Below are 19,849 nucleotides of genomic sequence, written 5' to 3'. Positions count from 1 at the left end.
TGGACGAGAGACAGAAGATTTTCAGCTTTGATACAGATTAACAGAATTTGCCTGGCGGCTTTAGCGCGGTGGTCCCACCTGACCCCATGCCGAACTCAGAAGTGAAACGCCGTAGCGCCGATGGTAGTGTGGGGTCTCCCCATGTGAGAGTAGGGAACTGCCAGGCATCAATTAGAAGAACCCCGTACCGTAAGGTGCGGGGTTTTTTGCTTTTGTTTTTCACCCTCTCCTTGAAACTTTCTCACCTTCCGCTTGCAGGCTCGACATTCATACCGTTTCTGGGTATCGTTAGCTATCTGGATGTCTAAACGTTTATACGTATGCTGTGAGGATATTAAGTTATGCCGATTCGGGTGCAGGACGAGCTGCCAGCCGTCAATTTCTTGCGTGAAGAAAACGTCTTCGTCATGACGGCTTCGCGTGCGACAGGTCAGGAAATTCGCCCGCTGAAGGTGCTTATTCTTAATCTGATGCCAAAAAAGATCGAAACAGAAAACCAGTTCCTGCGTCTTCTGTCGAACTCCCCGCTGCAGGTGGATATCCAGCTGCTGAGGATCGATGCGCGCGAGTCGCGTAACACGCCTTCTGAGCATCTAAACAACTTCTACTGTAACTTCGATGACATTCAGGGTGAAAACTTCGACGGACTGATTGTGACCGGCGCGCCGCTCGGCCTGGTGGAATTTAACGATGTCGCCTACTGGCCGCAGATCAAACAGGTTCTGGAGTGGGCAAAAGATCACGTCACGTCGACATTATTTGTCTGTTGGGCGGTACAGGCCGCACTGAATATTCTTTATGGCATCCCCAAGCAAACCCGCACTGAAAAGCTCTCCGGCGTATACGAACACCACATTCTCCATCCACATGCGTTGCTGACGCGTGGTTTCGATGATTCTTTCCTGGCCCCGCATTCGCGCTACGCCGATTTCCCGGCCCAGCTGATTCGTGACTACACCGATCTGGAGATCCTGGCCGAAACCGAAGATGGAGATGCTTATCTGTTTGCCAGCAAGGATAAACGCATTGCTTTCGTGACAGGGCATCCTGAATACGATCCGCATACCCTCGCGTCAGAGTATTTTCGTGATGTCGAAGCGGGTCTTAATCCGGATGTACCGTACAACTATTTCCCGAAAGACGATCCGCAAAACAAACCGAGAGCAACCTGGCGCAGCCACGGGAATTTGCTTTTTACCAACTGGCTCAACTATTACGTCTATCAGATAACGCCATACGATCTGCGTCACATGAATCCGACGCTGGAGTAATCTTCTGTACTAAACGATCCTAAAGCGTTTCAGCTATTCAAATCAGGCACCTTCGGGTGCCTTTTTTATTTCCGAAATGTTATTCACCGTTCGGACCAACTTTAATCTCAATGAAATCAATTAATTAATTGCAATTGAAAATTAAAATGGAAATTGTTTTTGATTTTAGAAAAAATAGAGATAGTCTTAATTCTGCTGAGCGAAAACTACCCAACGATCTTTCGTTCGCATCGGGAGCGTGATTTTGGATCTTAGATGAGGAGCAGAGTAATGACTCAACAGGCAACGACGGTCGATGAACTGGCCTTTACCCAGCCGTATGGCGAGCAAGAACAGCAGGTTTTGACGGCGGAAGCGGTAGAATTTCTGACTGAACTGGTGACCCGTTTTACGCCACAGCGCAATAAGCTGCTGGCGGCACGTATTCATCAGCAGCAGGAAATTGACGATGGCAAGTTGCCTGGCTTCATTTCGGAAACCGCTTCCATTCGCCGTGGCGAATGGAAAATCCGCGGCATCCCTGAAGATTTACAGGACCGCCGCGTTGAGATCACCGGTCCGGTAGAGCGCAAAATGGTGATCAACGCCATGAACGCCAACGTTAAAGTCTTTATGGCGGATTTTGAAGATTCACTGGCGCCAGACTGGAACAAAGTTATCGACGGGCAGATCAACCTGCGCGACGCCGTGAACGGCACCATCAGCTACACCAACGAAGCCGGTAAAATTTACCAGCTCAAGCCGAACCCGGCGGTGCTGATCTGTCGCGTACGCGGCCTGCACCTGCCTGAAAAACATGTCACCTGGCGTGGGGAAGCCATTCCGGGCAGCCTGTTTGATTTCGCACTCTATTTCTTCCACAACTACAAGAACCTGCTGGCAAAAGGCAGCGGCCCCTATTTCTATCTGCCAAAAACGCAGGCCTGGCAGGAAGCGGCCTGGTGGAGCGAGGTGTTCAGCTACGCAGAAGATCGTTTCAACCTGCCGCGCGGCACCATCAAGGCCACGCTGCTGATTGAAACGCTGCCAGCCGTGTTCCAGATGAATGAAATTCTGCACGCCCTGCGCGACCACATTGTCGGCCTGAACTGCGGACGCTGGGACTATATTTTCAGCTACATCAAAACCCTGAAAAATTATCCCGATCGCGTGCTGCCGGATCGCCAGGTTGTGACCATGGATAAACCGTTCCTGAGCGCCTATTCGCGCCTGCTGATCAAAACCTGCCACAAGCGCGGTGCCTTTGCGATGGGCGGCATGGCGGCTTTTATCCCGAGCAAAGACGCAGAGCGCAACAATCAGGTGCTCAACAAGGTGAAAGCTGACAAAGAGCTTGAAGCCCGTAACGGTCACGACGGCACGTGGATTGCCCATCCCGGCCTGGCCGATACGGCGATGGAGGTCTTCAACCGCGTACTCGGTGACAATAAAAACCAGCTGTTTGTCACGCGTGAAGAAGATGCCCCAACGGCAGAAGAACAGCTGCTGGCACCGTGTGCGGGCGAGCGTACGGAAGAGGGCATGCGCGCCAATATCCGCGTCGCCGTGCAATACATTGAAGCGTGGATCTCCGGCAACGGCTGCGTGCCGATCTACGGCCTGATGGAAGATGCCGCGACGGCGGAGATCTCACGCACTTCAATCTGGCAGTGGATCCACCATCAAAAAACACTCAGCAACGGCAAGCCGGTGACCAAATCTCTGTTCCGCCAGATGCTGGCCGAAGAGATGCGCGTGATCCAGGACGAGCTGGGCGAACACCGCTTCAGCAGCGGACGTTTTGACGACGCCGCGCGCCTGATGGAGCAAATCACCACATCAGATGACTTAATCGACTTCCTGACCCTGCCGGGCTACCGCTTCCTGGCGTAACTCACCACATAACAATATGGAGCATCTGCACATGAAAACCCGTACCCAACAAATCGAAGAGTTAAAGAAAGAGTGGACTCAACCGCGCTGGGAAGGCATCCGCCGTCCTTACAGCGCGGAGGAAGTGGTGAAATTACGCGGCTCGGTCAACCCGGAATGCACGCTGGCCCAGAACGGTGCGGCGAAAATGTGGAAGCTGCTGCACGGGGGCTCTAAAAAAGGCTACATCAACAGCCTCGGCGCGTTGACCGGCGGTCAGGCACTGCAGCAGGCGAAGGCCGGTATTGAGGCGATTTATCTCTCCGGCTGGCAGGTCGCAGCGGACGCCAACCTTGCCTCCAGCATGTACCCGGATCAGTCGCTCTATCCGGCTAACTCCGTGCCGTCGGTCGTGGATCGGATCAACAACACCTTCCGCCGTGCGGATCAGATCCAGTGGGCTGCCGGTATCGAACCCAACGATCCGCGCTTCATTGACTACTTCCTGCCGATCGTCGCGGATGCGGAAGCGGGCTTCGGCGGCGTGCTGAACGCCTTCGAGCTGATGAAATCGATGATTGAGGCCGGTGCAGCGGCCGTTCACTTCGAAGACCAGCTGGCGTCCGTGAAGAAATGCGGACACATGGGCGGCAAAGTCCTCGTCCCAACCCAGGAAGCCGTGCAGAAGCTGGTTGCGGCGCGTCTGGCTGCTGACGTGCTCGGCGTGCCGACGCTGGTGATTGCCCGTACCGATGCGGACGCGGCGGATCTGATCACCTCTGACTGCGACCCGTACGACAGCGAGTTCATCACCGGCGAGCGTACCAGTGAAGGTTTCTACCGTACCCATGCCGGCATTGAACAGGCGATCAGCCGCGGCCTGGCGTACGCGCCTTACGCGGACCTGGTCTGGTGTGAAACCTCCACGCCGGACCTGGCGCTGGCAAAACGCTTTGCTGACGCCATCCACGCGAAATACCCGGGCAAGCTGCTGGCCTACAACTGCTCGCCGTCCTTCAACTGGCAGAAAAAGCTGGATGACAAAACCATCGCCAGCTTCCAGCAGCAGCTGTCCGACATGGGCTACAAATACCAGTTTATTACCCTGGCGGGCATCCACAGCATGTGGTTCAACATGTTCGACCTGGCCCACGCGTATGCACAGGGCGAAGGTATGAAGCACTATGTTGAGAAGGTGCAGCAGCCGGAATTTGCGGCGGGTAAAGACGGTTATACCTTCGTCTCTCACCAGCAGGAGGTGGGAACAGGCTACTTCGATAACGTGACGACCATCATTCAGGGCGGCACCTCCTCCGTCACCGCCTTAACGGGCTCAACCGAAGAAGCACAGTTCTAATCTTTTCCCCCTCTCCCCCCTCGGGGAGAGGGTTGGGGGTGAGGGGGAATATATGTCGCGTGGTCTGGAATTACTGATTGCCCAAACTATTTTGCAGGGCTTTGATGCCCAGTATGGTCGTTTTCTTGAAGTGACATCCGGCGCGCAGCAGCGCTTTGAACATGCAGACTGGCATGCGGTTCAGCAGGCCATGAAGCAGCGCATCCATCTCTACGATCACCACGTGGGTCTGGTGGTGGAGCAGCTGCGCTGTATTACCGATGGCAAAAGCCCGGACGCGGATTTTTTACTGCGCGTGAAGGAGCATTACACCCACCTGTTACCCGACTACCCTCGCTTCGAGATTGCGGAGAGCTTTTTTAACTCCGTCTATTGCCGGTTATTTGACCACCGCTCACTCTCTCCTGAGCGGTTATTTATCTTCAGCTCCCAGCCCGAGCGACGCTTTCGAACCATTCCCCGTCCGCTGGCGAAAGATTTCTTTCCCGATCGCGGATGGGAAAAGCTCCTGCACCGCGTGCTAACGGATCTGCCGCTGCGCTTGCCCTGGGAAAATAAAACCCGGGATATCGGTTATATCCACGCGCATCTCAACGGAACCTTCGGCGCGGAGGTGCTCAGCCATAGCCATTTGCAGGTGGCCAATGAGCTTTTCTACCGCAATAAAGCCGCCTGGCTGGTGGGCAAACTGGTTACGCCGACCGCCATTGTACCGTTTCTGCTGCCCATTCACCGCACCGCTGACGGGGAACTGTTTGTCGATACCTGCCTGACTACCGGCGCCGAGGCCAGCATCGTGTTTGGCTTCGCCCGCTCCTATTTCATGGTGTACGCCCCGCTGCCTGCCGCGCTGGTGGAGTGGCTGCGCGAGATCCTGCCGGGCAAAACCACCGCCGAGCTGTATATGGCGATTGGCTGCCAGAAGCACGCCAAGACGGAAAGCTACCGGGAGTACCTGCGCTACGTCACCACGGCGGATGAGCAGTTTATCGAAGCGCCCGGCATCCGCGGTATGGTGATGCTGGTCTTTACGCTGCCGGGCTTCGACCGGGTCTTTAAGGTGATTAAAGACAGATTCGCGCCGCAGAAAGAGATGACCGCAGCCCATGTTCGCGCCTGCTACCAGCTGGTTAAAGAACACGATCGCGTCGGGCGCATGGCGGATACTCAGGAATTCGAAAACTTTGTGCTGGATAAACAGCAGATCGACCCGGCGCTCATGGCGCTATTGATGCAGGAAGCGCCCGCGAAAATCACCGATCTTGGCGACAAAATTGCCATTAGCCATCTCTACATTGAGCGCCGCATGGTGCCGCTGAATATCTGGCTTGAGCAGTCCGAAGGTCAGGCGCTGCGGGATGCCATTGAAGAATACGGCAACGCGATTCGCCAGCTTGCCGCCGCCAATATTTTCCCGGGCGACATGCTGTTTAAAAACTTCGGCGTCACCCGTCACGGGCGGGTGGTGTTCTACGATTACGACGAAATTTGCTACATGACCGAAGTGAACTTCCGCGATATACCACAGCCCCGCTACCCGGAAGATGAGCTTTCCAGCGAGCCGTGGTACAGCGTCTCGCCGGGCGATGTGTTTCCGGAGGAGTTTCGCCACTGGCTATGTGCCGACCCGCGCATCGGGCCGCTATTCGAAGAGATGCATGAGGATCTGTTCCGCGCCAGCTACTGGCGCGGACTGCAAGCGCGGATCAAAAATGGGCATGTCGAAGATGTGTACGCCTACCGCCGCAAGCAGAGGTTTTGCATTAGGTTTGCATCCTCTCTCGCAGGATGAGGACATCATGTTTGCACCCTCTCTCGCAGGGTGAGGGCATCATGTTTTCTCCCTCTCCCTGTGGGAGAGGGCCGGGGTGAGGGCATCAGGCCGCAGTGCAACCCCATCGCCCGGTGGCGCTGCGCTTACCGGGCCTACGGTTCGAATGTTCGCCGGAACCCAACTTAGCGAATCCCACCGTACGCCAGCGTCACCTCTTTCGCCGCCTTAATCACCAGCGCCCCCAGCTCGGTCACGCGGTCATCGGTCATGCGCGAAATCGGCCCGGAGATGGAGATGGCGGCAAACGGCTCGCGGTGCTCGTCAAAAATACAGGACGCCAGGCAGCGCAGGCCCAGGGCATGTTCTTCGTCATCAAACGAATAGCCGCGCTTGCGGGTCAGGGCCAGATCTTCTTTCAGATGCACGGGCGATACCAGCGTGGCGTGGGTATAGGCGTGCAAACCTTTACGGTGCAGCAGCCCCGTCACCTGCTCCTCGCTCAGCTGCGAGAGAAACGCTTTCCCCGCCCCGGAGGCGTGCATCGGCAGCTTGCCGCCAATCGGTGCGGACATGCGCATCAGCTGCGTGCACTGCACCTGGTCGATGATAATCGCCTGATGGTCGCTCTGGTCCAGCACCGCCAGGTTTACGGTCTCGCCGGAATCTTCCATCAGCTTGCGCAGAATCGGGTGCACAATCGCCAGCAGGTTGCGGCTCTGCAGGAAGCTGCTGCCAACGATAAACGCGTGCGCGCCCACCGCCCAGTGCCCCAACTCGCCGACCTGGCGGACAAAGCCCAGCTGCTGCATGGTGCTCAGCAGGCGGTGCGTCGTGGAGTTCGGCAGGCCAGCCTGCTGGGCCAGCTCGGTCAGGGCCACGCTGCCGTGCGACTCGGCTATCCACTCCAGCAGCTTCAGACCGCGCGTGAGCGATTGAACCTGTCCGCCCTGTTGTGCGGCGGTGGTGGCAGCAGGCTTTCTGCCGCGTTTGGCGGGAATGGTCGCGACCATGACGATCTCCTTTTTCTGTATCGTGGAAATCATTTTCGTTTTATTTGGTGAATTTGCAACCGCTTTCATGACTGATCGGAGGAGTGATAGTGAACATGTCTCATGTTACCGCTGTGTGACTTTTCGACCCTGCGAGATTGTGCCAGTATGGAACCCAGCCTTTTGGCCTTGTTGAGCGTTGTCGGGAGCAAGTGTGAGCAGCAAAGTAGAGCAACTGCGTGCGCAGTTAAATGAACGAATTCTGGTGCTGGACGGCGGCATGGGCACCATGATCCAGGGCTATCGTCTGAGTGAAGACGATTTCCGCGGCGAGCGCTTCGCAGACTGGCCCTGCGACCTGAAAGGGAACAACGACCTGCTGGTGCTCAGCAAGCCGTCGGTTATTAAGGATATCCACAACGCCTACTTTGAAGCGGGTGCGGATATCGTTGAAACCAACACCTTCAACTCGACAACCATCGCCATGGCGGATTACCAGATGGAATCCCTGTCGGCGGAGATCAACTTTGAAGCCGCAAAGCTGGCACGCGCCTGCGCCGACGAGTGGACGGCCCGCACGCCGGACAAGCCTCGCTACGTCGCCGGGGTGCTTGGCCCGACGAACCGCACCGCGTCGATTTCACCGGACGTCAACGACCCGGCGTTTCGTAATATCACCTTTGACCAGCTGGTCGCGGCCTACCGTGAATCGACCAAAGCGCTGGTGGAAGGCGGTTCCGATCTGATCCTGATTGAAACGGTATTCGACACCCTCAACGCCAAAGCCGCGATTTACGCGGTGAAAGAGGAGTTTGAGGCGCTCGGCGTCGACCTGCCGATCATGATTTCCGGCACTATCACCGACGCCTCCGGCCGTACCCTGTCCGGCCAGACAACCGAAGCGTTTTATAACTCCCTGCGTCACGCCGAAGCGCTCTCCTTCGGCCTGAACTGCGCGCTGGGGCCGGATGAACTGCGCCAGTACGTGCAGGAGCTTTCCCGCATCGCGGAATGCTACGTCACCGCCCACCCGAACGCCGGTCTGCCGAACGCGTTTGGCGAATACGATCTTGATGCCGACACCATGGCGGCGCAAATCCGCGAGTGGGCCGAGTCTGGCTTCCTGAACATCGTCGGCGGCTGCTGCGGCACCACGCCTGAGCATATCGCCGCCATGAGCCGCGCCGTCGCCGGGCTTCCACCGCGCAAGCTACCCGAGCTTCCGGTAGCCTGTCGTCTGTCCGGCCTGGAGCCGTTGACCATCGGCGACGACAGCCTGTTTGTGAACGTGGGTGAACGGACTAACGTTACCGGTTCGGCAAAGTTCAAGCGCCTGATCAAAGAAGAGAAGTACAGTGAAGCGCTGGACGTCGCCCGCCAGCAGGTGGAAAGTGGCGCGCAGATTATTGATATCAACATGGATGAGGGGATGCTCGACGCCGAAGCGGCGATGGTGCGTTTCCTCAACCTGATTGCCGGTGAGCCGGATATCGCCCGCGTGCCGATCATGATCGACTCGTCCAAATGGGAAGTCATCGAAAAAGGGCTGAAGTGCATTCAGGGTAAAGGCATCGTCAACTCTATCTCGATGAAAGAGGGCGTTGATATCTTTATCCACCACGCGAAGCTGGTCCGCCGCTACGGTGCCGCCGTGGTGGTAATGGCCTTTGACGAAGTGGGCCAGGCCGATACCCGCGAGCGCAAAATTGAGATATGCCGCCGCGCGTATAAGATTTTGACCGAAGAGGTGGGCTTCCCGCCGGAAGACATTATCTTTGACCCGAACATTTTCGCCGTCGCGACCGGGATTGAAGAGCACAACAACTACGCCCAGGACTTTATCGGGGCGTGTGAAGACATCAAGCGCGAGCTGCCGCATGCACTGATCTCCGGCGGCGTGTCGAACGTGTCGTTCTCGTTCCGCGGCAACGACCCGGTGCGTGAGGCGATCCACGCCGTGTTCCTCTACTACGCCATCCGCAACGGCATGGACATGGGGATCGTTAACGCCGGCCAGCTGGCGATTTATGACGACCTTCCTGCCGAGCTGCGCGATGCCGTAGAGGACGTGATCCTTAACCGCCGCGACGACGCTACCGAGCGCATGCTGGACCTGGCGGAGAAATACCGCGGCAGCAAATCGGATGAGGCGGCAAACGTTCAGCAGGCCGAGTGGCGCGCCTGGGACGTGAAAAAGCGTCTGGAGTATTCGCTGGTCAAAGGCATTACCGAATTTATCGAGCTCGATACTGAAGAGGCGCGCCAGCAGGCCGCCCGTCCAATCGAAGTGATCGAAGGCCCGCTGATGGACGGCATGAACGTGGTCGGCGATCTGTTCGGCGAAGGCAAAATGTTCCTTCCGCAGGTGGTAAAATCCGCCCGCGTGATGAAGCAGGCGGTGGCCTATCTTGAACCCTATATCGAAGCCAGCAAAGAGAAAGGCTCCACTAACGGAAAAATGGTTATCGCCACCGTGAAGGGCGACGTGCACGACATCGGCAAGAATATCGTCGGCGTAGTGCTGCAGTGTAATAACTACGAGATTATCGACCTCGGCGTGATGGTCCCTGCGGATAAAATCCTCAAGACCGCGCGCGAGGTGAACGCCGACCTGATTGGCCTCTCCGGGCTGATTACGCCGTCCCTGGACGAAATGGTCAACGTGGCGAAAGAGATGGAGCGTCAGGGCTTTACCATACCGCTACTGATTGGCGGGGCGACCACCTCGAAAGCGCACACGGCGGTGAAAATCGAGCAGAACTACAGCGGCCCGACGGTTTACGTGCAAAACGCCTCGCGCACCGTGGGCGTGGTCTCCGCGCTGCTCTCCGACACCCAGCGCGACGATTTTGTGGCGCGCACCCGCAAAGAGTACGAAACCGTGCGCATCCAGCACGGCCGTAAGAAGCCGCGCACCCCGCCTGTTTCGCTTCAGGCGGCGCGCGACAACGATCTGGCCTTCGACTGGTCCAGCTACACGCCACCGGTGGCACATCGTCTGGGCGTGCAGGACGTGACGGTCAGCATCGAGACGCTGCGTAACTACATCGACTGGACGCCGTTCTTTATGACCTGGTCGCTGGCGGGCAAATATCCGCGCATCCTGGAAGATGAGGTGGTAGGCGAGGAGGCGAAACGCCTGTTTAAAGATGCCAACGACATGCTCGACACGCTGAGCGCAGAGAAAACCCTCAACCCGCGCGGCGTGGTGGGCCTGTTCCCGGCGAACCGCGTGGGCGACGACATTGAAATTTATCGTGATGAAACCCGCACCCACGTGCTGGCGGTCAGCCGCCATCTGCGCCAGCAAACGGAGAAAGTGGGCTTTGCCAACTACTGCCTGGCCGATTTCGTCGCGCCGAAGCTGAGTGGTAAAGCCGACTATATCGGCGCCTTTGCGGTAACCGGCGGTCTGGAAGAAGATGCGCTGGCGGACGCGTTCGAAGCGCAGCACGATGATTACAATAAAATCATGGTGAAAGCGATTGCCGACCGCCTGGCGGAAGCCTTCGCTGAGTACCTCCACGAGCGCGTGCGCAAAGTACACTGGGGCTACGCGGCGAATGAGAACCTCAGCAACGAGGAGCTGATCCGCGAAAACTACCAGGGGATTCGCCCGGCGCCGGGCTATCCGGCCTGTCCGGAGCACACCGAAAAAGGCACCATCTGGAAGCTGCTGGACGTGGAAGCCCATACCGGCATGAAGCTCACCGAGTCGTTCGCCATGTGGCCGGGCGCGTCCGTCTCCGGCTGGTACTTCAGCCATCCGGACAGCAAGTACTTCGCCGTGGCGCAGCTGCAGCGGGATCAGATCGAAGATTATGCCCTGCGCAAAGGCATGAGCGTGTCAGAAGTGGAGCGCTGGCTGGCCCCTAATCTGGGCTACGACGCTGACTAAAATCACTTTTCCTTACAACAAACAGGGCGCTCATGGGGCGCCCTGTCTCTTTCTTACGTTTAAACCCTTATACTGAAATAAGGTTCTAACCCTATTGCCCGGTGGCGCTGCGCTTACCGGGCCTACGCGCTACACCTCAGGAAAACAAATAACGATAAGGAGGAACACCTTCCGTGTTGACGTTGTTACACCTGCTCTCTGCAGTCGCACTGCTCGTATGGGGCACCCATATCGTTCGTACCGGCGTGATGCGCGTGTTCGGCGCGCGCTTACGTACCGTTCTCAGCAGCAGCGTTGAGAAGAAGCCGCTCGCCTTCTGCGCGGGCATTGGCGTAACGGCACTGGTTCAGAGCAGTAACGCCACGACCCTGCTTGTCACCTCTTTTGTGGCACAGGATCTGGTCGCGCTCGCCCCGGCGCTGGTGATTGTGCTGGGGGCGGATGTAGGTACCGCGCTGATGGCGCGTGTTCTTACGTTCGATCTCTCCTGGCTGTCGCCGCTGCTGATTTTTATCGGCGTTATTTTTTTCCTCGGTCGTAAGCAGACGCGCGCCGGGCAGCTCGGGCGCGTAGGGATTGGCCTGGGGCTGATCCTGCTGGCGCTGGAGCTGATCGTACAGGCGGTCACGCCGATCACCCAGGCGAACGGCGTGCAGGTCATCTTCGCCTCCCTGACCGGGGACATCATGCTTGACGCGCTCATTGGCGCGGTGTTTGCCATCGTCAGCTACTCCAGCCTGGCGGCGGTTCTGCTGACGGCCACGCTCACCGCCGCAGGGGCGATCTCCTTCCCGGTGGCGCTGTGTCTGGTGATCGGTGCCAACCTCGGCTCCGGCCTGCTGGCGATGCTCAACAACAGCGCCGCCAATGCCGCCGCCCGCCGCGTGGCCCTCGGCAGCCTGCTGTTTAAGCTGGTGGGCAGCCTGATTATTCTGCCGTTCGTTCACCCGCTGGCGAACCTCATGGACAACCTCCCGCTGCCGAAGGCGGAGCTGGTCATCTATTTCCACGTGTTCTACAACCTGGTGCGCTGCCTGGCGATGGTACCTTTTGCTGGGCCAATGGCCCGCTTCTGCGAACGCCTTATTCAGGACGAACCGGAGCTGGATGCGCGCCTGAAACCGAAGCACCTGGATACGTCCGCGCTGGATACCCCGGCGCTGGCGCTGGCGAATGCCGCGCGCGAGACGCTGCGCATGGGCGACGCGATGGAAACCATGCTCGAAGGCCTGCAAAAGGTGATGCACGGCGAGCCGCGGGAGGAGAAAGAGCTGCGCAGACTGGCGGACGATATCAACGTGCTCTATACCGCCATTAAGCTTTACCTGGCGCGCATGCCGCAGGACGAGCTGGCGGAGGAGGAGTCCCGCCGCTGGGCGGAAATCATCGAGATGTCGCTCAACCTTGAGCAGGCCTCCGATATCGTGGAGCGTATGGGCAGCGAGATCGCCGACAAATCCCTTGCCGCGCGTCGGGCGTTTTCAGGTGAAGGCCTGAAGGAGCTGGAAGCGCTGCACGAACAGCTGGTCAGCAACCTCAAGCTGGCGATGCTGGTCTTCTTCTCCAGCGACGTGCCGAGCGCGCGCCGCCTGCGTCGGAACAAGCATCGTTTCCGCATTCTGAACCGCCGCTACTCGCACGCCCACGTTGAGCGTCTGCACCAGCAGAACGTGCAGAGTATCGAGACCAGCTCACTCCATCTGGGGCTGCTGGGGGATATGAAGCGTCTCAACTCGTTGTTCTGCGCGGTGGCGTACAGCGTGATGGAGCAGCCGGATGAAGACGACGAGCGGGATGAGTATTAATCTCTGAAAGCGCCTCGCAAAACCGTTTTGCGAGGCGAGACACCTTATAAAGCGTCATTTACTCTTCAGACCTTACATTTTTAAGGGAATAGAAAATGCTCGTTTATTACGCTACACTTCGCCAATTCATGCGCATTCCTATGGGGGCTCTCATGCGCACTACTCATGGCATCAAAAAATCAGTCAATGTGTCGTTAGCGCCAGAAATCCTGGAAGAGGCGAGACGGCTTAAACTTAATCTCTCTGCCGTGCTCACGGCTGCACTGCAGGAGCAGTTTCGTGCGCGTCAGCGCGCAGAGTGGTTAGCAGAAAATAAAGCGTCTATCGAGGCCATTAACCAATGGGTTGATGAAAACGGCTCCTTTAGTGACTTTCAGAGGTCGTTCTGATGGAGCAATATTTTGCTTATGAGAATGAAGGTAAGGGGAAAGCCGCCTATCCCTGGCTGATCAATATGCAGCATCCCGTGGCCAATGTGATGAAACATGTCCTGGTTGCTCCCGCAGTTGAGCTTAGCCACCTGGGAGGCATTCAGCCGCCTGCGAAAGTGTGCCCTGTCGTTGAGATAGCGGGTAAGCCCTGCGTGGTCATGATGCACATGATGGCTGGCATATCGCCAAAAGAGTTAGGCGAGCGTGTTGCCGATCTTACGCAAAACCGGGCTTCACTGCGGGATGCACTCGATTTTTTGATCAACGGTTACTAACACTTTTTTGTCAGCCTTAAGGTAAGGTATATTTCGCCCTTCACAGGAGAAACTATGCTGCCAACTCAATCAACCCGATTAAACAAGTACATTAGCGAGAGCGGGATCTGCTCACGTCGCGAGGCTGACCGTTACATTGAACAAGGTAACGTGTTTCTTAACGGCAAACGCGCCACCATCGGCGACCAGGTGGTCCCTGGCGATGTGGTTAAAGTGAATGGTCAGGTCATCGAACCGCGTGATGCTGAAGACCTGGTGTTTATCGCGTTGAACAAACCGGTTGGGATTGTCAGCACCACGGAAGACGGCGAGCGGGACAACATCGTTGATTTCGTGAACCACAGCAGCCGTATCTTCCCGATTGGCCGTCTGGATAAAGACTCTCAGGGGCTGATTTTCCTCACCAACCACGGCGATCTGGTCAACAAAATTCTGCGTGCCGGTAACGACCACGAGAAAGAGTATGTCGTTACGGTGAATAAGCCGGTCACGGACGAATTTATTCGCGGCATGGGCGCAGGCGTGCCGATCCTCGGTACCGTCACGAAAAAGTGTAAGGTCAAGAAAGAAGCACCGTTCGCGTTCCGCATTACGCTGGTGCAGGGCCTGAACCGCCAGATCCGCCGCATGTGCGAGCACTTCGGCTACGAGGTGACGAAGCTGGAACGCACGCGCATTATGAACGTCAGCCTGTCGGGCATTCCCCTCGGCGAGTGGCGTGATTTAACCGATGACGAGCTGATTGAGCTGTTCAAGCTTATCGAGAACTCCTCGTCAGAAGCGAAGCCGAAGGCTAAAGCAAAACCGAAAACCCAGGCGATTAAGCGCCCGGTGGTGAAGGCACCGCAGGCGGAAGAGAAAGGGCGAGGCAAGCCGGGCAACGGAAAGCGCTTTACCCAGCCGGGGCGCAAAAAGAAAGGGCGCTGATTAGCGCCTTCCACGGGTAGAGGTTGTGGCCGACCAGGAAAAGGTCGCCTCTGCATCGGGTTTATAAGCCTGCTCTTTTTTCAGCTTGCGGGCTTTTTTCGCCGCGGCGTCACGCTGCGCCATCAGCTTATCGATGTACTCTTTTTTCACCTGATTGGTTTCGGCGTTCGTCAGCGTGCGGCCATGCGCGATACGGGCGCGGTCGAGAAGCGTTTTCAGTTCGCGCTGCTCGGCTTCCGTCATGTCTTTCTGGGTCAAACGTGGTGTAGCCATTGCTGAAGCCTCCTGATGGGGAGGCTTCAGTGTAAAACATACTGACAGCCAGATATATGATTACCACGCGTGCGGTTAAATCATTTTTGAGTCTTATTTAGCGCAAAACATAGTTTCCTTCACGAGACAGGTTCCAGTTGTGGCCGTCCAGCGGATATACGCTTTTCTTTTTGGCGATACTCGTTAAGTCGCTGTTAATGCTTAAAAGCAAACTAGCATCACCTGTTGCCACATAGGATTTCATGTTTTTATTTGCGCGTTCATAAAGCGAGAAGTTATCACCCACGACGACGCCTGCTCTGGCTTCGAACTCATCTTCGGGGTCGTCATTTCTGTTTGTCGGTCCAATAAATAAATTACCCGGTAGCCAGGCATAGAACGATGCAAAGTCGTCAAAATAGTCAGGAAATGCCGCCGCAGAATTATTGGTCACCGTGCCGTTGATTATCATATCGATAAGGTTTGCTGTTCCCGCTAAATCGTCGGCGTTAACAGCACAATTTCCTGCGGTGGCATAACCCCGCAGATTATCCCGGAGAGTCAAAAAGACACCGCGAAGTTTAGGTAACGCGTTTTCTTGCAGCGCCCGGTTATAAAAATCGCGCAGCAGGTTATAAGGGATGATGTGATGCCTTGATACATGAACAGGCTCAGCGCCGCCAGCAACAGTAAGGTCTTTACTGTAATTAGGCATGGCAGGGAAACATGAGCCATTACGAACGTTCGGCATAGTGATTTTGTAGGCGCCAGCAGCAATGGGCCGTGGGGCCGCCAGAGCCTGGTGGGTAAATACGAAGAGTGCGGCGATAACGATCAGGGCTTTTTTCATCTCATTTTCCTTCAGCAAAAGTGTGTGCCTGTTGAAACTAAAGAAAGTTTCAATGACTGAAAATTTGCTTTATGCCCTGTGATATTTGGCCGGGTGAGACAACAAAATAAAAAGCCGGGCACAGGGCCCGGCTTATCTGTTTTGCAAAAAAGTTATTCAAACAAATTCTGGTGAAGTTTCTGCACCACCTGCTCGGCCTGATCGGCAGGCACCAGGAAGCAGAGGTTATAGCTGGATGCGCCGTAGCAAATCATGCGGATGCTGAACGGGTCGAGTACGCCGAAGACCTCTTTACCCACGCCGCAGGCGCGCGACAGCTTGTTGCCAATGATGGCAACCAGCGCCAGGTCTTCTTCCACTTCCACGCGGCACAGCTCGGAGAGCTCAATCAGCAGCGACTGCGTCAGCAGGGTATCGCCCGTGGAGGTGGAGCCGGTGGTGTCCAGCGTCAGCGCGATGCTCACTTCAGAGGTGGTGATCAGATCCACCGAGATATTGTGGCGCGCCAGGATGCCAAACACTTCCGCCAGGAAACCGCGGGAATGCAGCATATTGTGGCTGTGGAGCGTCACCAGCGTCTGGCGACGACGCAGGGCCAGGGCGCGGAAAAGCGGTGGGTTTTCCGTTTTCTTGCAGACCAGCGTCCCGCCCGCTTTCGGATCTTTACTGGAGCCGACGAAGACCGGAATATCGCTACGTACGGCCGGCAGCAGCGTTGCCGGGTGCAGCACTTTCGCGCCGAAGGTGGCCATTTCGGCCGCTTCTTCAAACGCGATCACATCAATACGTTTAGCCGCGGAAACGACGCGCGGGTCGGTGGTGTAAATGCCCGGAACATCAGTCCAGATATCCACGCGCGTTGCATGCAGGGCTTCGCCCAGCAGCGCGGCGGTGTAGTCGCTGCCGCCACGGCCAAGCGTGGTGGTGCGGCCTTTCGCTTCACTGCCGATAAAGCCCTGGGTGATCACGATACCGTCTGCCAGGCGTGGTGCCAGCTGCTGATTGGTCAGCTCCGCCAGCGCCTCAACGTCCGGCTCGGCGCGGCCAAAGCGATCGCTGGTACGCATCACTTTACGCACGTCAAACCACTGCGCCTGAATGTTACGCTCGCGCATGATTTCAACAAACAGCAGGGTGGACATTAGCTCCCCGTGGCTGACCAGTTCGTCGGTCAGGGCGGTGGACGTCGCCAGAGAAGCAGCTTCTGCCAGGGTGGTAATATTTTCCAGCAGACGTTCCACTTCCTCGCGGATGACGTTCGGGTTCTGCAGACGTTCAAGAATGTCGAACTGAATTTTGCGCAGTGCATCCAGCTTCACGAAACGTTCTGTCGCTTCCAGTCCTTCAGACAGAGAAACCAGCAGGTTCGTCACGCCGGCGGAGGCAGACAGCACCACCAGGCGGGTATTCGGATCGGCCAGCACCACATCGGCGCTGCGGTTCATGGCATCGTAATCGGCCACACTGGTGCCGCCAAATTTGGCGACCACAAAACTCGTCATAACAACCTCGTGTCAGGGAATGAATAAGCGACCTTGGCACAAGAGTGAAACGAAAACAGGTGCAGGCGCAAAATACGGCCCTATAAATAAAATGCGGGGGAGGTCCTGTCAATGCTGGGATTATGCGGATTTTTTATGGGGGGGTACCCCTGAGAAACAGGACTTATAACAGGGCCATATTTTATGCTCCGTTTTAGCCTGTTTTGGGCGACATTTCGCCGCCGCAGGAGGCCACTTCAGCAGCTATACTTTTCGGGTCTTTTCACCTGCGTTTGATGCAGGCCAGGGCAATGGCATAAAAACCATCACAATTTTTATTTGCAGGCGCTACAATCGACCGCAGTCACAATTCTCAAATCAGAAGAGTATTGCTAATGAAAAACATCAACCCAACGCAGACCGCTGCCTGGCAGGCACTTCAGAAACATTTTGATGAAATGAAAGACGTCACTATTGCGGATCTGTTCGCGAAAGATGCCGATCGTTTCTCTAAGTTCTCCGCGACCTTCGACGACCTGATGCTGGTGGATTTCTCCAAAAACCGCATTACCGAAGAGACGCTGGCAAAACTGCAGGATCTGGCGAAAGAGACCGAGCTTGCCGACGCCATCAAATCCATGTTCTCCGGTGAGAAGATCAACCGCACCGAAGACCGCGCCGTGCTGCACGTGGCGCTGCGTAACCGTAGCAATACGCCAATCATCGTTGACGGCAAAGACGTGATGCCGGAAGTGAACGCGGTGCTGGAAAAGATGAAAACCTTCTCCGAAGCGATCATCTCCGGTAGCTGGAAAGGCTACACCGGCAAAGCGATCACCGACGTGGTTAACATCGGTATCGGCGGCTCTGACCTCGGCCCGTTCATGGTGACCGAAGCGCTGCGTCCGTACAAAAACCACCTCAACATGCACTTTGTGTCTAACGTCGATGGTACCCACATCGCCGAAGTGCTGAAGAACGTGAACCCGGAAACCACCCTGTTCCTGGTTGCCTCCAAAACCTTTACCACTCAGGAAACGATGACCAACGCCCACAGCGCGCGCGACTGGTTCCTGAAAACCGCAGGCGACAACAAGCACGTGGCGAAACACTTCGCGGCGCTGTCTACCAACGGTAAAGCCGTCAGCGAGTTCGGCATTGATACCGCGAACATGTTCGAGTTCTGGGACTGGGTGGGTGGCCGTTACTCACTCTGGTCTGCGATCGGTCTGTCCATCATTCTGTCCGTGGGCTTCGACAACTTCGTTGAGCTGCTCTCCGGCGCGCACGCAATGGATAAACACTTCTCCACGACCGCACCAGAGAAAAACCTGCCGGTGCTGCTGGCGCTGATCGGTATCTGGTACAACAACTTCTTCGGCGCTGAAACCGAAGCGATCCTGCCGTACGACCAGTATATGCACCGCTTTGCGGCCTACTTCCAGCAGGGCAACATGGAATCCAACGGTAAATACGTTGACCGTAACGGCAACGCGGTGGATTACCAGACGGGTCCAATCATCTGGGGCGAGCCGGGCACCAACGGCCAGCATGCCTTCTACCAGCTGATTCACCAGGGCACCAAAATGGTACCGTGCGATTTCATCGCCCCGGCTATCACCCATAACCCGCTGTCTGACCACCATCCGAAGCTGCTGTCGAACTTCTTCGCGCAGACCGAAGCGCTGGCGTTCGGTAAATCCCGCGAGGTGGTTGAGCAGGAATACCGTGACCAGGGTAAAGATCCGGCCACGCTGGACCACGTTGTGCCGTTCAAAGTGTTCGAAGGCAACCGTCCAACCAACTCCATCCTGCTGCGCGAAATCACCCCGTTCAGCCTGGGTGCGCTGATTGCATTGTACGAGCACAAGATCTTCACACAGGGCGCTATCCTGAACATCTTCACCTTTGACCAGTGGGGCGTTGAGCTGGGCAAACAGCTGGCAAACCGTATTCTGCCAGAGCTGGGTGACGATAAAGCTATCGACAGCCACGACAGCTCGACAAACGGTTTGATCAACCGTTATAAAGCATGGCGTGCGTAATTAAAACGTCATGAAAACGTGCCGGCTTAATGCCGGCATTTTTTTATCGGATAATTCCTGATGTCTGTTAGTTAACTCAAATTCTGGATCTGAGTTTAATCCGAAAAAGACGCTTAACCCGTTAATTGCTGCGGTTTATTTTAAGAAAATACGCAGAAGGAATTTAATATTTCCATATTATAACTTTTTGATTTTATTTAATTATATATTTATGTTGTTTGTCTTTCATTTCGATTTTATCCATTAGTCCGAAAACCCTCCCCCTATTTCCCCTTACGGCAAACCCACGGCAGTAGTTGTGTATACTCGATTCCGCCTGAAATTCTTTTCGGGCAAATCTCCATTCATTCATTGAAGGGAAATTGTTATGAAGAAAGTACTGTATGGCATTTTTGCCATATCTGCGCTTGCGGCGACATCTGTCTATGCAGCTCCGGTTCAGGTCGGGGAAGCGGCAGGGTCGGCTGCGACGTCTGCGTCTGCGGGAAGTTCTACCGCAGCCAGCGCCAGCACCGTAAGTTCAGCCGTGGGTGTCGCGCTGGCGGCAACCGGTGGCGGTGATGGCTCCAATACCGGAACCACGACCACCACGACAACCAGCACCCAGTAATAGCGGGTGTTTTAATCATAACCACACTTCGGT

15 protein-coding genes and 1 rRNA gene are annotated in these 19,849 nt (G+C 56.2%); 12 read left to right on the top strand and 4 right to left on the bottom strand.

The features are described from left to right. Positions 1–50: 50 nt before the first annotated feature. From rrf to aceK, 5 genes are all read left to right on the top strand, one after another. Positions 51–166: ribosomal RNA gene (gene rrf / locus N037_RS05255) — 5S ribosomal RNA — on the top strand. Positions 167–341: 175 nt separating this feature from the next. Further along, positions 342–1,271, top strand: a complete 930-nt coding sequence (metA, locus tag N037_RS05250; protein WP_024906663.1) for a homoserine O-acetyltransferase MetA — start codon at positions 342–344, stop codon at positions 1,269–1,271. Positions 1,272–1,541: 270 nt separating this feature from the next. Then, positions 1,542–3,143, top strand: coding sequence for a malate synthase A (gene aceB / locus N037_RS05245; RefSeq protein WP_024906664.1), 1,602 nt, complete (start codon positions 1,542–1,544; stop codon positions 3,141–3,143). A gap of 31 nt (positions 3,144–3,174) precedes the next feature. Continuing rightward, complete coding sequence (gene aceA / locus N037_RS05240) at positions 3,175–4,479, top strand: isocitrate lyase (RefSeq protein WP_023334117.1); 1,305 nt, start codon at positions 3,175–3,177, stop codon at positions 4,477–4,479. A 52-nt stretch (positions 4,480–4,531) separates the two neighbouring features. Beyond that, positions 4,532–6,271: a bifunctional isocitrate dehydrogenase kinase/phosphatase gene (gene aceK / locus N037_RS05235; RefSeq protein WP_032639506.1), complete on the top strand. Its 1,740-nt coding sequence runs from the start codon at positions 4,532–4,534 to the stop codon at positions 6,269–6,271. Between the two features lie 164 nt (positions 6,272–6,435). On the opposite strand, the gene iclR is transcribed toward aceK, so the two are convergent. Beyond that, the gene (iclR, locus tag N037_RS05230; protein ID WP_072163888.1) at positions 6,436–7,263 is read right to left on the bottom strand and encodes a glyoxylate bypass operon transcriptional repressor IclR; all 828 of its coding nucleotides are present in this window, start codon (positions 7,261–7,263) and stop codon (positions 6,436–6,438) included. Positions 7,264–7,456: 193 nt separating this feature from the next. Here iclR and metH point away from each other — a divergent pair, with 193 nt between their 5' ends. From metH to rluF, 5 genes are all read left to right on the top strand, one after another. Beyond that, the gene (metH, locus tag N037_RS05225; RefSeq protein WP_032639504.1) at positions 7,457–11,140 is read left to right on the top strand and encodes a methionine synthase; all 3,684 of its coding nucleotides are present in this window, start codon (positions 7,457–7,459) and stop codon (positions 11,138–11,140) included. A 173-nt stretch (positions 11,141–11,313) separates the two neighbouring features. Beyond that, a complete protein-coding gene (locus tag N037_RS05220) occupies positions 11,314–12,945 on the top strand; it encodes a Na/Pi cotransporter family protein (RefSeq protein ID WP_023334121.1) in 1,632 nt (543 codons plus the stop codon). Positions 12,946–13,040: 95 nt separating this feature from the next. Then, positions 13,041–13,334: a type II toxin-antitoxin system CcdA family antitoxin gene (locus N037_RS05215; protein WP_032639502.1), complete on the top strand. Its 294-nt coding sequence runs from the start codon at positions 13,041–13,043 to the stop codon at positions 13,332–13,334. Next, positions 13,334–13,651 (top strand): CcdB family protein, encoded by a 318-nt coding sequence (locus N037_RS05210; RefSeq protein WP_032639500.1) that lies wholly within the window; start codon positions 13,334–13,336, stop codon positions 13,649–13,651. Before N037_RS05215 ends, N037_RS05210 begins: the two co-directional genes overlap by 1 nt. A 54-nt stretch (positions 13,652–13,705) precedes the next feature. Continuing rightward, a complete protein-coding gene (gene rluF, locus N037_RS05205) occupies positions 13,706–14,578 on the top strand; it encodes a 23S rRNA pseudouridine(2604) synthase RluF (RefSeq protein ID WP_023334124.1) in 873 nt (290 codons plus the stop codon). On the opposite strand, the gene N037_RS05200 is transcribed toward rluF, so the two are convergent. From N037_RS05200 to lysC, 3 genes are all read right to left on the bottom strand, one after another. Continuing rightward, positions 14,579–14,851: a DUF3811 domain-containing protein gene (locus N037_RS05200; RefSeq protein WP_023309994.1), complete on the bottom strand. Its 273-nt coding sequence runs from the start codon at positions 14,849–14,851 to the stop codon at positions 14,579–14,581. A gap of 97 nt (positions 14,852–14,948) precedes the next feature. Continuing rightward, the gene (locus N037_RS05195; RefSeq protein WP_023334125.1) at positions 14,949–15,680 is read right to left on the bottom strand and encodes a hypothetical protein; all 732 of its coding nucleotides are present in this window, start codon (positions 15,678–15,680) and stop codon (positions 14,949–14,951) included. A 152-nt stretch (positions 15,681–15,832) separates the two neighbouring features. Continuing rightward, positions 15,833–17,182 carry a lysine-sensitive aspartokinase 3 gene (lysC, locus tag N037_RS05190; RefSeq protein WP_023334126.1) on the bottom strand — a complete coding sequence of 450 codons (1,350 nt, stop codon included), beginning with the start codon at positions 17,180–17,182 and terminating at the stop codon, positions 15,833–15,835. A gap of 374 nt (positions 17,183–17,556) precedes the next feature. Between lysC and pgi the strand changes: the two genes are divergently transcribed. Together pgi and yjbE are read left to right on the top strand one after the other, a co-directional pair. Continuing rightward, positions 17,557–19,206 (top strand): glucose-6-phosphate isomerase, encoded by a 1,650-nt coding sequence (gene pgi / locus N037_RS05185; RefSeq protein WP_023334127.1) that lies wholly within the window; start codon positions 17,557–17,559, stop codon positions 19,204–19,206. A 367-nt stretch (positions 19,207–19,573) separates the two neighbouring features. Further along, complete coding sequence (yjbE, locus tag N037_RS05180) at positions 19,574–19,816, top strand: exopolysaccharide production protein YjbE (RefSeq protein ID WP_008503423.1); 243 nt, start codon at positions 19,574–19,576, stop codon at positions 19,814–19,816. The last annotated feature ends 33 nt before the right edge of the window (positions 19,817–19,849 follow it).

The sequence above is a fragment of the Enterobacter sp. EGD-HP1 genome (genome assembly GCF_000733275.2).
Classification (GTDB): Bacteria; Pseudomonadota; Gammaproteobacteria; order Enterobacterales; family Enterobacteriaceae; genus Enterobacter.
Note: the sequence above shows the minus strand (reverse complement) of the source record. Positions and strands in the feature narration are given on the sequence as shown.

Excerpts from the sequence above, each read along its gene's own strand:
- metA (WP_024906663.1), top strand. The coding sequence starts at position 342 with ATGCCGATTCGGGTGCAGGACGAGCTGCCAGCCGTCAATTTCTTGCGT.
- aceB (WP_024906664.1), top strand. The coding sequence starts at position 1,542 with ATGACTCAACAGGCAACGACGGTCGATGAACTGGCCTTTACCCAGCCG.
- aceA (WP_023334117.1), top strand. The coding sequence starts at position 3,175 with ATGAAAACCCGTACCCAACAAATCGAAGAGTTAAAGAAAGAGTGGACT.
- aceK (WP_032639506.1), top strand. The coding sequence starts at position 4,532 with ATGTCGCGTGGTCTGGAATTACTGATTGCCCAAACTATTTTGCAGGGC.
- iclR (WP_072163888.1), bottom strand. The coding sequence starts at position 7,263 with ATGGTCGCGACCATTCCCGCCAAACGCGGCAGAAAGCCTGCTGCCACC.
- N037_RS05215 (WP_032639502.1), top strand. The coding sequence starts at position 13,041 with ATGCTCGTTTATTACGCTACACTTCGCCAATTCATGCGCATTCCTATG.
- N037_RS05210 (WP_032639500.1), top strand. The coding sequence starts at position 13,334 with ATGGAGCAATATTTTGCTTATGAGAATGAAGGTAAGGGGAAAGCCGCC.
- rluF (WP_023334124.1), top strand. The coding sequence starts at position 13,706 with ATGCTGCCAACTCAATCAACCCGATTAAACAAGTACATTAGCGAGAGC.
- N037_RS05200 (WP_023309994.1), bottom strand. The coding sequence starts at position 14,851 with ATGGCTACACCACGTTTGACCCAGAAAGACATGACGGAAGCCGAGCAG.
- N037_RS05195 (WP_023334125.1), bottom strand. The coding sequence starts at position 15,680 with ATGAAAAAAGCCCTGATCGTTATCGCCGCACTCTTCGTATTTACCCAC.
- lysC (WP_023334126.1), bottom strand. The coding sequence starts at position 17,182 with ATGACGAGTTTTGTGGTCGCCAAATTTGGCGGCACCAGTGTGGCCGAT.
- pgi (WP_023334127.1), top strand. The coding sequence starts at position 17,557 with ATGAAAAACATCAACCCAACGCAGACCGCTGCCTGGCAGGCACTTCAG.
- yjbE (WP_008503423.1), top strand. The coding sequence starts at position 19,574 with ATGAAGAAAGTACTGTATGGCATTTTTGCCATATCTGCGCTTGCGGCG.